Source organism: Capnocytophaga leadbetteri (assembly GCF_003054025.1).
Classification (GTDB): Bacteria; Bacteroidota; Bacteroidia; order Flavobacteriales; family Flavobacteriaceae; genus Capnocytophaga; species Capnocytophaga leadbetteri.
Genome location: NZ_QBKG01000020.1, coordinates 1 through 13,955 on the forward strand (window position 1 = coordinate 1; position 13,955 = coordinate 13,955).

At 41.3% G+C, this 13,955-nt stretch carries 15 protein-coding genes; 13 read left to right on the forward strand and 2 right to left on the reverse strand.

What is annotated here, in order from left to right:
- Positions 1-248 precede the first annotated feature (248 nt).
- Positions 249-1,223: a tRNA dihydrouridine synthase DusB gene (dusB, locus tag C8P65_RS10845; RefSeq protein WP_107782817.1), complete on the reverse strand. Its 975-nt coding sequence runs from the start codon at positions 1,221-1,223 to the stop codon at positions 249-251.
- Positions 1,224-1,225: 2 nt separating this feature from the next.
- The gene (gene hflX / locus C8P65_RS10850; RefSeq protein ID WP_009390964.1) at positions 1,226-2,416 is read right to left on the reverse strand and encodes a GTPase HflX; all 1,191 of its coding nucleotides are present in this window, start codon (positions 2,414-2,416) and stop codon (positions 1,226-1,228) included.
- A gap of 312 nt (positions 2,417-2,728) precedes the next feature.
- Here hflX and C8P65_RS10855 point away from each other — a divergent pair, with 312 nt between their 5' ends.
- From C8P65_RS10855 to C8P65_RS10915, 13 genes are all read left to right on the forward strand, one after another.
- The gene (locus C8P65_RS10855; RefSeq protein ID WP_107782818.1) at positions 2,729-4,612 is read left to right on the forward strand and encodes a family 20 glycosylhydrolase; all 1,884 of its coding nucleotides are present in this window, start codon (positions 2,729-2,731) and stop codon (positions 4,610-4,612) included.
- A gap of 3 nt (positions 4,613-4,615) precedes the next feature.
- Entirely contained in the window at positions 4,616-4,888 is a 273-nt protein-coding gene (locus C8P65_RS10860) for a DUF1016 N-terminal domain-containing protein (protein WP_342747638.1), read from the forward strand.
- Between the two features lie 200 nt (positions 4,889-5,088).
- The gene (locus C8P65_RS10865) at positions 5,089-5,826 is read left to right on the forward strand and encodes a type III pantothenate kinase (protein WP_107782819.1); all 738 of its coding nucleotides are present in this window, start codon (positions 5,089-5,091) and stop codon (positions 5,824-5,826) included.
- The gene (bamG, locus tag C8P65_RS10870) at positions 5,823-7,103 is read left to right on the forward strand and encodes a BamG family beta-barrel-assembly machinery protein (RefSeq protein WP_107782820.1); all 1,281 of its coding nucleotides are present in this window, start codon (positions 5,823-5,825) and stop codon (positions 7,101-7,103) included. The genes C8P65_RS10865 and bamG overlap by 4 nt, the downstream gene beginning before the upstream one ends.
- Positions 7,104-7,115: 12 nt before the next feature.
- Entirely contained in the window at positions 7,116-8,459 is a 1,344-nt protein-coding gene (locus C8P65_RS10875) for a hypothetical protein (RefSeq protein ID WP_107782821.1), read from the forward strand.
- A gap of 71 nt (positions 8,460-8,530) precedes the next feature.
- Positions 8,531-9,076, forward strand: coding sequence for an LPS export ABC transporter periplasmic protein LptC (gene lptC, locus C8P65_RS10880; protein WP_370513653.1), 546 nt, complete (start codon positions 8,531-8,533; stop codon positions 9,074-9,076).
- Positions 9,077-9,079: 3 nt separating this feature from the next.
- Complete coding sequence (locus tag C8P65_RS10885) at positions 9,080-9,262, forward strand: hypothetical protein (protein WP_107782823.1); 183 nt, start codon at positions 9,080-9,082, stop codon at positions 9,260-9,262.
- Positions 9,259-9,486, forward strand: coding sequence for a uroporphyrinogen decarboxylase (locus C8P65_RS10890; RefSeq protein WP_107782824.1), 228 nt, complete (start codon positions 9,259-9,261; stop codon positions 9,484-9,486). The genes C8P65_RS10885 and C8P65_RS10890 overlap by 4 nt, the downstream gene beginning before the upstream one ends.
- A 114-nt stretch (positions 9,487-9,600) precedes the next feature.
- Positions 9,601-9,891, forward strand: a complete 291-nt coding sequence (locus C8P65_RS10895; protein ID WP_008623307.1) for a hypothetical protein — start codon at positions 9,601-9,603, stop codon at positions 9,889-9,891.
- A gap of 5 nt (positions 9,892-9,896) precedes the next feature.
- Positions 9,897-10,187, forward strand: a complete 291-nt coding sequence (locus C8P65_RS10900) for a cell division protein ZapA (protein ID WP_107782825.1) — start codon at positions 9,897-9,899, stop codon at positions 10,185-10,187.
- Between the two features lie 236 nt (positions 10,188-10,423).
- Positions 10,424-11,995 carry a ribonuclease Y gene (gene rny / locus C8P65_RS10905; protein WP_095914157.1) on the forward strand — a complete coding sequence of 524 codons (1,572 nt, stop codon included), beginning with the start codon at positions 10,424-10,426 and terminating at the stop codon, positions 11,993-11,995.
- A gap of 10 nt (positions 11,996-12,005) precedes the next feature.
- Entirely contained in the window at positions 12,006-12,512 is a 507-nt protein-coding gene (locus tag C8P65_RS10910) for a mechanosensitive ion channel domain-containing protein (RefSeq protein ID WP_009390951.1), read from the forward strand.
- A 47-nt stretch (positions 12,513-12,559) separates the two neighbouring features.
- Positions 12,560-13,939, forward strand: coding sequence for an SLC13 family permease (locus C8P65_RS10915; RefSeq protein ID WP_107782826.1), 1,380 nt, complete (start codon positions 12,560-12,562; stop codon positions 13,937-13,939).
- Positions 13,940-13,955 lie beyond the last annotated feature (16 nt).

Genomic DNA, 13,955 nt, shown 5'->3' on the forward strand with positions numbered 1-13,955 from the left:
AGCTTGCTCATGATATTTAACTTCTTTATATAAATTTGCTATTTTTTCCATTTTTATTCTTTCTTTACAATTTAAAAATGTTAAAATAATTATAGCTAATAAATATACTTTTTTCATAAGTTATAATTTAAATTCATACGAAAATCCTTCGTGGATAAGGTATTTTTGCGGTGTATTACCTTATGTAATGTAGGAAAATTCTTCCCATCATTACTAGGAATTTGAGTTATATTAAAGTCTTTTATTTTTTAGTATTTCGCCACTATCTCTTCAAGGGCTGTTACTATTTCAGCAGCGCTATCTAAGGTTACGAGGCGCTGGCGGTGTTCTTTAAAGTTTGGCAAGCCTTTAAAGTAGTTCGCATAATGCCTACGCATCTCCAATACCCCTTGCCGTTCGCCTTTCCACTCTACCGACCATATTAGGTGATTGCGAGCTGCCGCTACCCTATCGGCTATAGTAGGGGGCGACAAAAGTTCACCGGTAGCAAAATAATGTTTTATCTCTCTAAATATCCAAGGATAGCCAATGGCAGCGCGCCCTATCATTATGCCATCTACCCCGTATTTATTGCGGTATTCTAAGGCTTTCTGCGGACTGTCAATATCGCCATTGCCAAAAATAGGAATGTGTATGCGAGGGTTATTCTTCACTTTGGCTATATAGCTCCAGTCCGAATGCCCTTTGTACATCTGACTGCGAGTGCGAGCGTGAATGGTAAGGGCGCTAATGCCCACATCTTGCAGACGCTCAGCCACTTCTTCTATGTTGATGCTGCTCTCGTCCCAGCCCAAACGCGTTTTTACGGTTACCGGCAGGTCAGTACTGCTCACTACTGCTTTAGTAAGGCGTACCATTAGGTCAATGTCTTTTAGCACCCCTGCTCCGGCACCTTTGCTCACCACTTTTTTTACCGGACAGCCGAAGTTAATATCCACCAAATCCGGACGAACCGTAGCGACTATCTTTGCCGAAAGTGCCATAGCCTCTTCATCACCCCCAAAAATCTGTATACCTACCGGACGCTCATAATCAAAAATATCCAGCTTTTGCCGGCTTTTTATCGCATCGCGAATAAGCCCTTCCGACGAAATAAACTCGCTGTAGAGCATATCAGCCCCGTGTAGCTTGCACAGGCGGCGAAAAGGTGGGTCGCTCACATCCTCCATAGGGGCAAGCAACAAAGGGAACTCCCCTAAATCTATATTTCCTATTTTTACCATTACTAATACAAAAAGTTATTATAAGGGAAGCGAGTAATGTGTATCTCCTTCACCTTCTCATACACTACCTTGCGAAACTCTTCCAGATTTTCTTTGTTAAGGGCTGAAATAAACAGCACATCTTTACCTACTTTCTGCATCCACGTTTGTTTCCACTCTTCAAGGGTGAAGTGCTTAGTAGTGCGTTCGGTCGCAAGGTCGTCTTCAGCTATCACCTCGTGGGTATAGGCGTCTATTTTGTTAAAAACCATAATGGTAGGCTTGTCGGCGCTGTGTATCTCTGCCAATATCTGGTTTACCGACTGTATATGCTCTTCAAAATTAGGGTGCGAAATATCCACCACGTGCAGTAATAGGTCTGCCTCGCGCACCTCGTCCAAAGTACTCTTAAACGATTCTATCAGCTGGGTAGGCAGTTTACGTATAAAGCCTACGGTGTCTGATAGCAAAAAGGGTAAGTTTTCTATCACCACCTTGCGCACGGTAGTATCGAGGGTAGCGAAGAGCTTATTTTCGGCAAACACCTCGCTTTTGCTTATCACATTCATCAGGGTCGATTTGCCCACGTTGGTATAGCCTATGAGGGCTACACGCACCAATGCCCCGCGATTGCTGCGCTGGGTAGCCATCTGTTTGTCAATAGCCGAGAGTTTCTTTTTAAGTAGAGCGATGCGGTCGCGCACGATACGGCGGTCAGTTTCTATTTCAGTCTCACCCGGTCCGCGCATCCCTATCCCGCCTCGTTGGCGTTCGAGGTGCGTCCACAGACCTGTAAGGCGTGGCAATAGGTACTCGTATTGAGCAAGCTCTACCTGCGTACGCGAGTAGCTGGTCTGCGCGCGCTGGGCAAAGATGTCTAAGATAAGCCCTGTGCGGTCTAATATTTTTGCTTTGAGAATGCGTTCTATATTCTTCTGCTGGGCAGGGGTAAGCTCATCGTCAAAGATAACCGTACCCACCTCGTTTTCCTCTACGTACTGCTGTACCTCTTCCATTTTTCCGGTACCGATAAAGGTTTTTGGGTTAGGCACGTCTAACTTTTGGGTAAAGCGTTTCAGTACCTCGCCACCAGCGGTATAAGTCAGAAATTCGAGTTCATCGAGGTATTCTTTTGATTTTTCTTCCGTCTGTAGTTGGTTGATAATACCAATTAAGACTACTTTTTCGTATGTTAAATTTACCTGTTCGAGCACTATTTTTAATTATGAATTGTAAATTATGAATTCTAAAATTACGCTGCAAAGATAGTAATAATTTGCTAATTTGCTAATTTAGCTGACAAATGTCTTATCCTTCGCTTATCCTTCGCTTATCCTTCGCTCATTGTTCGCTCATTGTTCGCTCATTGTTTGTAGATGGGAAGGCTGGAGAGAATGAGAGGTAAATCAAAAAGAAATGTTAATATTTTTTTTGCATCTTTCGTTTTTTATCCCTACATTTGCTGAAATTTTTAGCGTAAGATTATGAATATCTTACCAATACATTCCTAACAGATTAAAACCAAAATGATAAAAAAACTATTCTACGTATATTTATTATTCCCAGCAGTTGCCTTGGCAGGTCTGAGGCAACTGCTTCCTATACCACAAATAGTAACCCCTAACGGACAGCAATACCCGCTTAGTGCCTCTACTCTACTGACCGATATTGCTACGGTACAATTAGTCCCCGATTTGCCCCAAATACCCGTCAATAAAGACGAAGCCTATATATTAGAGGTTACGCGCGATAAGGTGCGCATCACCGCTATTACCGCTTTAGGGGTTTATAGGGCACACCAAACCCTACAGCAGTTAGTGGTACAAAAAGGCAAAAAGCGCTATATCGAAGGCTGTACTATCACCGATTATCCTGCCTTTAGGGTGCGTGGCTTTATGCAAGATGCAGGGCGTAGCTACCTGAGCATACAAGAGCTCAAAACCGAAATAGCACTACTCGCTCAGTATAAGATAAGTGTATTTCATTGGCATCTGACCGAAAATGAAGGTTGGCGACTGCAGAGTCTGCGATATCCACAGCTCAATGCTGCCGAAAACTACGAGCGTATGCCTGCCCAGTACTACACCTTAGCCGAAGCCAAAGAGTTAGTCGAGTTCTGCCGCGAACGTCACGTACTACTCATACCCGAAATTGATATGCCGGGGCATAGCCGTGCGTTCGAGAAGGCTTTTGGCACCTCTATGCAGACCGAAGCAGGCATCAGCATACTCAAAAACCTATTAGACGAGGTCTGCGAAACCTTTAGCGTCCCTTATATACATATAGGTACTGACGAGGTTGCTTTTACTAACCCGCGCTTTATACCCGAAATGGTGCAGTATTTGCGTGACAAGGACAAGAAAGTAATTTCGTGGAACCCCGGTTGGCAGTACCAAGCTGGCCAGATAGATATGACCCAGCTATGGAGTTATCGGGGCAAAGCTCAAAAGGGTATCCCTGCTATAGACTGCCGTTTTCATTACCTAAATCACTACGATGCTTTTGCCGACCTTATTGCTCTGTATAACAGCCGCATACTGAATGTAGAACAAGGTGATGATGACCACGCAGGGGCTATCATCGCTATATGGAATGACCGCTATATAGCGAGTGAACGCGATATTATCGCTCAAAACAACTTCTATCCCGCTGCCTTAGCCTTAGCCGAACGTGCGTGGCGTGGCGGAGGCAATGCTTATTTCGATGGCAATGGTACTATGCTACCCTCTTCGCCCGATGACCCTATATTTCAGCAGTTTGCCGATTTTGAAGCTCGTATGCTCTGGCATAAAGCGCACCACTTCAAACACGTGCCTTTTGCCTATGTAAAACAAACCGATATAGAGTGGGCAATCACCGAACCTTTCGATAATGGGGGCGACCTAAGCAAGGATTTCGACTGGGCTAATGCCCCTACTCGCAAAGTCTATGGGGCTAGTATCTACCTGCGGCACACTTGGGGCGACCTTGTACCAGGGTTCTACCCTCACCCCAAACCCAATAGTACCGCTTATGCTTACACACGCGTGTATAGTCCTAAGAAACAGACTGTTGGCCTCTGGGTAAGTTTTCAGAATTACAGTCGTTCAGAGAAAGACATACCCCCACACATAGGTCACTGGGACTATAAACAGAGTAAAATTTGGCTTAATGGCACAGAAATTGCACCGCCTATATGGCAATCTCAGCACAGCACCCCCTCTAATGAGGTTCCGCTGACGAATGAAAACTTCGAGGTACGCCCTCCACTGAGAGTAACGCTGAACAAAGGCTGGAATCGCGTATTGTTAAAACTACCTGTTGGCAGCTTTAGCACCCCCGAAGTACGATTAGTAAAGTGGCACTTCACTTGTGTATTCGTAACCCCTGACGGCAAAGAAAGAGCCGGCGTTATGAGGATTGGTGATTAATAAATTGAGGTTTTTTGGCTTATAGGTGAACGTATTGTAAAAGAAGAACAACAAGGCAATATTTGTGCTAACTATGGAGAGCAGATTATAGCTCAACTCTCAAAAGAATTAGGCAAAGGATTTAGCGAACGAACTCTTTGGGATTATAAAAAGTTTTATCTTACCTTTCCTAACATCAAAGATTCTGCACACGTGTGTGCACAATTAACGTGGTCTCATATTCGACTGATAATGAGAGTTGAAAGCTCTCAAGCAAGAGATTATTATTTACTCTAAACATCTTTTCGCTACCAAATATATGCCTTATTTACCTACTGAAGAAGAACTTGCTGAGGAGATAGAACACCAAAAACAAATTTTAACTCAAATTACACGTTAGGTAGCTGTCCGCTGCTATATTCACTAAACAGAATGTAAAAAGCAGCTAATATGTAGGTAAAGAATTGTTAGAGTCCTTAAAACAATCATAGAAAATTTTGAATTTAGTAATTGACGAAGGGAATACCCTTATAAAAGTAGCCGTTTACGACAGAGGTAAACAACAGTTTTTCGAGTCGTTTGAGAAAGACAACTTTCAGCAGCAATTCTTAGCGAGAGTTCCGCTACAAGGCTGCACACACGCTATTATCGCTACAGTCGTAGCTGAGGCTGAAGAGCGTTTTAGTTTCCTCTCATCATTAGTAAACCACTGCGTGATGATGAGTGCACAAACACCCGTGCCTTTCATTAACCGGTACGCTACCCCCCACAGCTTAGGCATCGACCGCATCGCCTTAGTAGCAGGCGCGGTGAATCGTTTCCCGCAGCATAATACCCTTATTATTGATGCTGGTACGTGCTTAACTTTCGACTTTGTGAATAAAAAAAATGAATATCTCGGTGGTGCCATAGCCCCAGGCATAGCAATGCGCCTAAAAGCAATGCACCATTTCACCTCTAAACTACCACTGATAAGCGAACAAGATTTTGACAATCAGAAGTTTATAGGCACTAACACCCAAGACTGTATGCTCTCAGGAGTATATAATAATATCGTATGCGAAATAGACGGCGTGATAGCCCAATACACCCAAAAATACCCCGATTTAACAACTATTCTCACAGGTGGAAATCAGATTTATTTGGAGAAAAGAATAAAAAATCGGATATTTGCAGGCTCATTCGTATTGTTGGAGGGCTTAAACGCTATTCTTGAATATCAAAAACAACTATGAACAAAAAGCTAATTACACTTATCATCACCTTATTATCAGTAAGTTACAACGCATTTGCTCAAAAGACTACTGAGTCTCCCTACTCGTTTTACGGAGTAGGCGAACGCAATTTCAATGGTATAGCTGAAGAAAGCGCTATGGGAAATATCGGTGTCTTTGCCGATAGCACAAGGGTAAATATGCAAAATCCTGCTACCCTATCAGAACTAAAATACACAGCTTTTTCAGCAGGGATGACGATGCAATCAAAAAAAATTGTTACAAATAACACAAGTATCAATGCCCGTTCGTCAGCTTTTGATTATTTCACCTTAGGGTTTCCTATTATTGATAGGTTAGGCGTTTCTTTTGGCTTAGTGCCTTACTCATCAGTGGGCTACCAGCTAAAATCAGAAACCTATGGCACTACCTATCAGTATCAGGGCAATGGCAACGTAAACCAATTTTTTGCCTCAGCAGGCTATAAACTTCGCCAAGGACTGAGTTTAGGAGCTACTGTGCGCTATAACTTCGGTACTATACAGATGACCGACATACAACAGTTACGCAATGTAGAGTTCTTTACCCAAGAAGACAGCAAGTCAGTAGTAAAAGGGGCTACTTTCAACCTCGGACTTTATTACGAACACCCTTTACAACACAGATTGCGCCTCTACAGTTCATTAGTGTACACCCCTCAAAGTGTGTTAAAGTCTGACAACGAGCGCAGTATCTCTACCTTAGGCTACGCCTCAGGCTCAAATTCAAATAGAGGAGCACAGCTATCAGTACGCGAGGTGCAACAAGTAAACCTTAGCGCACAAGGTATCAAGCAAACAAATCTAACAATGGGTAGCCAAATAGAAGCTGGTATAGGGATAGGCGAGCAACAAAAATGGTTTGCCGGATTAGAATACACCTATGCTAACACCAGCAAATTTGCTAATCCTTTCCTAACTACCACTAATGTAAGCTACAAAGACAGCTATAAAATAGAAGTAGGTGGATTTTGGATACCTAACTACAACTCATTCACAAGTTACTGGAAAAGAGTAACTTACCGTGCAGGATTTCACTATGAAAACACCGGAGCAGTACTTAACGGACAAGCCCTCACCAACTTTGGCACGTCTTTTGGACTTAGTTTGCCAGTGAAAGGCTTTTCTAACATCACTACCGTATTGGAGTACGGCAAGCGCGGTACCCTAAGTGCGGGATTGCTGAAAGAGAATTATTTCAACCTGAAAATAGGATTCACTTTAAATGATAAGTGGTTCCAAAAAACAAAGTATCAATAAAAACAAACGAAAATGAGAAGAAGAATTTTATTAGCCACTATCGCCGCGAGTTTTTTCTTCGCCGCGAACGTGCAAGCACAAGATTGCAAAAGCAATGATGAACTAAAGCAAAAACTTTCTATATTTAGTGAGTATGCAAAAGCTAGAAATTACAACGAGGCATACCCTGTATGGAAAGAAGTGTACACCCAATGCCCTTCATTGCACTATGCTACTTTTGCCTATGGCGAACGCATATTGCAAGACCGCATCAAAAACAATACTGCAGGACAAAAAGCTCAATCTGTAAAAGAGCTTATTCAGCTATACACCGACTATAATAAGCTATTCCCTACTCGCCTATCAACTACCGATATGCGCATACGCCAAGCGCTACTTATGTTTGACGAAAATGCTGGTAGCGAACAAGAAATATACGACTTGTTAAACAAGGCTTTCACTGAAGACAGAGCTAACTTCAAGAACGAAAAAGCCCTCTATTTGTACTTCTCTGAATTGGTTACCCTACACGAGAAAGGACAAAAAGAACTACAAGAAGTATTCGATGCTTACGATAACGTATCAGAAAAAATACAAGACGAAAAGAATGAGCTTTCTGCTACTATCAACCAGTATTTAGCTCAAGAAGAAGCTGGTACTATCAGCGAAAAAGATAAGAAAACATTAGACGCAAGCCGTAAACGTGTAGACAACTACGAAACTATAGCCGAAAGTGTAGATGCTAAATTAGGGCAGTTAGCCGATTGCCAAAACCTTATTCCATTGTATACTAAGAACTTTGAGGCTAACAAAACTAACGAAGAATGGCTACGTCGTGCTGCTGGAAAAATGTCAGATAAAGACTGTACTAAAGACCCACTATTCGTAAAGATAGTAACTTCACTACACAACGTGAAACCATCAGCTAACTCTGCTTACTACTTAGGGGTTATGAGCGACAAAGAAGGCAACACCTCTAAAGCAATACAGTATTACAATGAGGCTGTAAACCTTGAGACAGATAACTTTAAAAAATCTAAGTTGCTTATCAAAATAGCTTCTAAGCACAGCAAAGCACAAGCTGTAGGTTACGCTCAGAAAGCCTTAACTTACAACCCTTCAAACTCTGATGCTTACCGTATAATGGCACACGCCTACGCAAGCTCTGCTAACGAATGTGGTAGTACTTCTTTTGAGAAGAGAGCCGTATACTGGTTAGCGGCACAAATGGCACGCAAAGGAGGTTTGGAAAGTTTAGCAGCTCGCTATGATGCTCTTGCTCCAAGCAAAGCTGACATCTTCGAGTCTGGCTTAGCTGGCAAAACTATCAGCTTCAAATGCTGGGTAGGACAGTCTGTTACTGTACCAAGATTGTAGTGGTAATAAGCAGATTTGAAAATGAACAAATTTGCAAACGATATATGAAGAAAATAATTACATACAAATTAATGAAAAGTATTGTCATACCTTTGGGTATGGCAATGCTTTTTTCGTGTAGTAATGATATGAAAAATCTTCAGCAACTAAGCGTGCAGAAGAAATTCCCTCAAGGAGAAGCCTACGACTTTAAGTTGGTATATACCGACTCTTCTAAAGTAGTAGCTGTACTGACTAGCCCTCTGAACAAGGATTTTTCAAACCAACAAATGCCCTATTCTGAGTTTCCCGAAGGAGTTAAGGTAGAATTTTACGACCAAGCCCGCCATAAGAATACCGTGCAGGCAAAGTACGGCATCATCTACCCCAGTGCTGATATGGTAGAGCTGCGCGACAGCGTAGTGCTGACTACCTATGATGGCAAAAAACTCAATACAGCACAACTGTTTTGGGACCAAAAAGAAGACTGGATTTTTACCGACAGAGAGTTCACCTTTACCGACACCAAAAAAGGTACTGTTACCAAAGGAATAGGAATGGACTTCGACAAGAAATTTTCAACCGTAAAAGCCCATAAAACTACTGGTATTCTATCTATTGAAGACAAAGACGAATAAAATATGAATGCACGTATCTTTTTTGAATACGCCTATTTGGCAGTTGCCCTTTATTGCGCCTACGAGGCGTATCAGCTGTGGAATGCCGCACAAGGCAAACCTTATATGTATATCATCTTTGCCATAGCCGCAGTAGCAATGTTCTGGCTAAGAAGACAAACCCGACTAAAACAGACAAGAAAATGATTGATTTTATAGGTTATGCTGCCTCCTTTTTTGTTGTTTTGAGCTTTATCATCAAAGACAACTTATTGTATATACGCCTTACCAACCTTGTGGGGTGTATTCTTTTCGTAATATATGGCTATTGCATAATGAGCATTCCGGTGATTCTGCCCAATGCTTTTTTAATAATAGTGCAAATAGTCTATATATGGAGGTCTACCCAAAAAGCTCATAAACAAACATAATTAGGTGCTGATAGTGAGAGTATTAAAAGTATATTTTTGAATTATCTATTAAAAAAATTGTTTTTATTTTAAAAATACACTATCTTTGCGCCAAATATTATAGTATCGCTACTGATGAGTAATATAAGCCAATTAGTGGACTTAATTGAGGCTAAGACCGTATTGCTAAAGAAGAATATCGAGGCACTGAAAGAGGAAAATGAAAGCCTAAAGCAGTGTATAAACGGTCTCCTTGAAGAAAAAAAAGAGTGTGAACACAACCTCTCTGAACTGAAGAAGCAGAATGATGCCCTGAAAGTAGCGAACCGCATATTGGGCAGTAAAGAACATAAAACTGAAACAAAACAGAAAATAAATGCACTCATACGCGAAATCGATGCGTGCATAGCACAACTTTCTAAATAAATGCAATGGACAAGGATTTGCTGAATATCAAACTAATGGTAGCCGATAGGCTCTATCCTCTCTCCATTGACCCCTCAGAAGAGGAAAGTTTTAGATTGGCGGCTAAAAAGATAAATGAAATGATTCAAACCTTCGAGCGGCATTACGACCTGCGCGACAAGCAAGACGCTATAGCTATGTGTACAATAGTGCTGGCGCGACAAGCCTCGCAAGAAAAGCTGAACGAAGACGACAAACAAGAGCAAATAACTAAAAAGCTACAGGATATTTATGCTGTGCTTAATAGTCTTGCTTAAAATAAAAGTTCTTTTACATAAGAAAAACTTACTGCCTATATTGATTAACCTTTCGGTAAACTCAACATTAACATTAAAAAAAAGGGTGAGTTGGAGTGGCTAAAGCGTGCCGCCATTGCGTTGCGGATACTTGCCCCACCCAGTATCCCTAAACCTGTTTCTCAGAGTTTTACGTGAAACAATCTAATCAATATAGGCTTTTTTTATATAATCAATTTTATATCACACACTAAAAGATGGACAGTACAAGTATTATAGTAATCATTGCCGTTTTTATCATTGCGCTATTCGTAGGATTTAGCATAGCAAAAGTTCTTGAGAAGAAGAACGCTTCAAAAATTATTCTCAATGCACAAAGCGAAGCCGATATTCTACTCAAAAATGCTAAAAACGAGGCAGAAAACATCAAAAAAGAAAAAATCTATCAAGCCAAAGAGAAATTCTTAGAACTTAAGTCAGAACACGAAAAAACTATCGCTGCTAAAGACAAGAAAATGGCAGAGGCAGAGAAGCGTATTCGCGATAAGGAATCGCAAGTATCTAACGAGTTAGCCCAAAACAAACGTTTAAAAGACGAACTAGAAACCAAAACACAAGAGGCTGAACACCGCCTGCAAACACTCGACAAAAAGCAGGAGGAAATAGACCGCCTACACAAAAGCCAAGTGCTACAGTTAGAGGTCATTTCAGGACTTTCTGCTGAAGAGGCCAAAAAGCAATTAACCGACTCACTGCGCAGCGAAGCTCAAGCCGATGCAATGGCTTATATACAAAACACTATTGAAGAAGCAAAACTCACTGCACACCAAGAGGCGCGCAAAATTATCATCAATACTATACAACGTATCGGTACTGAAGAGGCGGTAGACAACTGTGTATCGGTATTTAACCTCGAGTCTGATGAAGTAAAAGGCCGTATCATTGGGCGCGAAGGGCGCAACATACGTGCCCTCGAAGCCGCTACTGGGGTAGAGATAATAGTAGACGACACCCCTGAAGCAATTATCCTCTCTTGTTTTGACTCAGTACGCCGCGAGATAGCACGTCTTTCGCTACACAAACTCGTTACCGATGGCCGTATACACCCTGCTCGTATAGAAGAGGTAGTTGAAAAAACTACTAAACAGATAGAAGAAGAAATTGTTGAAATAGGAAAACGCACTGTGATAGACCTCGGTATACACGGATTACACCCTGAATTAGTGAAGTGTGTAGGGCGTATGAAATACCGTTCTTCATACGGACAAAACTTATTACAACACTCTCGCGAAGTAGCTAAACTATGCGGGGTAATGGCTGCAGAATTAGGTCTAAACCCTAAACTTGCCAAACGCGCTGGACTATTACACGACATAGGGAAAGTACCACAAGTAGAAAGTGAAACCCCTCACGCACTACTTGGTATGGAATGGGCTGAGAAATATGGCGAAAAACCAGAAGTATGCAACGCCATAGGGGCACACCACGACGAGATAGAAATGACCTCTCTGCTCTCGCCTATCGTACAAGTATGCGATGCTATTAGTGGAGCACGTCCAGGAGCGCGCCGCCAAGTGCTTGACTCATATATACAACGCTTAAAAGACCTCGAAGACGCAGCCTTCACCTTCCAAGGTGTGAAGAAAGCCTATGCTATACAAGCTGGTAGAGAGTTACGCGTAATAGTAGAAAGCGAAAAAGTAACTGACGATAAAGCAGCAGAACTATCATTCAATCTATCGCAAAAGATACAAACTGATATGACCTACCCAGGACAGGTGAAAGTAACCGTTATCCGCGAAACAAGGGCAGTAAATATCGCCAAGTAATACCCCTTTTATGATACTACAACAATATCTATATCAGATTATTGCTACGGTAATAGCTATCGTAGTATTTGTAGTATTGCGTTATTTGGTAAATTCTATTATTGGAAAATTCGGAAGAAAAGCAGACTTTGGTGAGAGCCGTACTCAATTGGTAAAGAAGTACATCGACTATTTTATCTATGCGTTGGCGGTGCTTACCTTAGTCTCTATATGGGGTATTAAACCAGAGCAAATATTCCTTTTCGTATCGTCTGTACTTACGGTGATAGGTGTGGCATTTTTTGCTCAATGGTCTATATTGAGCAATATCACTGCAGGAATTATAATATTTTTTTCTTCCCCTTTCAGAATAGGTAACACTATTAGATTCGTAGATAAAGAATTCCCTATAGAAGCTAAAATTATAGATATCAGATCTTTCTATACCCTACTAAAAACAGCTAAAGGCGAAGAGATAACCCTACCCAACAATCTCTTGCTGCAAAAAGGAATTATCATCATAACACAACAATCGTAACTACTCTCCTACCTACCTTTTTAAACAAAACTCTAAAACTATTTGATATGTCCTTAACCAAAATGATTAGAAAACTGACCCTTATAGTAATAGCTATACTGATAGCCTCTTTACTATACGCTTTCTTACCTTATCCATCAGAAACTAACAAAGGCCTAGCTCTTTTAGCTTTCGTAGCTATCTTGTGGCTTACTGAAGCTATACACATCACTATTACGGCGCTTTCAATACCCGTAATAGCGATACTATTAGGCTTAGAAACTACTAAATCTGCCCTGCAAGCCTTTGCTAACCCTACTATCTTCTTGTTTTTTGGAGGCTTTGCCATCGCTACAGCACTAAGTGTGCAACAACTCGATAAATACATCGCTTATAAGGTGATAGCCTTAGCTCGAGGCAACTTTATGGTAGCAGTCTTCTTGCTTTTACTAGTTACCGCACTTCTATCAATGGGTATTAGCAATACTGCTACTGCCGCTATGATTATCCCTTTGGCTATCGGGATGCTCAAAAATATAGACTACAAAACTAATAAAGGTACTTATGCCTTTGTAATATTAGGTATAGCCTATAGTGCAAGTATAGGTGGTATGGGCACCTTGGTGGGTAGTCCACCGAATGCTATTGTAGCCTCACAACTTAAAATCAGTTTTTCTGAATGGTTGCAATATGGTATGCCTACTGTATTAGGGTTAATGCCCTTAATGTTGGGTACTATGTACCTCATATTCCGCCCTAAACTAAATATTAAAATAACACCAGAGATAACAACTGAAAAGCTTAATAGCAAGCAGTATATCACTATTCTTATTTTTGCTATCACAGCATTATGCTGGATATTTGGTGACACCCTAAATGTAGAACTGTCTTCTTTATTAGGTATTAGCAAGATAGGTGATTTTGACGCTGTAATAGCTATGATAGCCGCTATAGCTGTATGTATAACCGGAGTGGCTGAATGGAAGCAAATACAAGAAAACACCGATTGGGGAGTACTAATGCTCTTTGGTGGTGGACTCTCTTTAAGCCTTATCCTAACCCAATCAGGGGCAAGTAAGGCATTAGTAGACTCTATTCAGTTTCTGATAGCTGGACAAAGTCATTTTGTGATTGGGCTTTTAGTGGCTACTTTTATTATCTTCCTTACAGAATTTACATCGAATACTGCTAGCGCGGCTCTGTTAGTGCCTATATTTATATCGGTAGCTGAAAGTTTAGGAGTCAATCCTTTAGGGCTTTCGCTCATTATAGGACTGGGTGCCTCTTGCGCCTTTATGCTGCCTGTGGCTACCCCTCCTAATGCTATCGCTTTTGGTACGGGAATGGTAAGCCAACGCGATATGATAAAAGCAGGATTTGTACTCAATATTCTTTCTATTCTCTTTATCTCGATAATAGCTTATTTCTTCTGGGGAGGAATTAATTAACAAAAATACTAATATA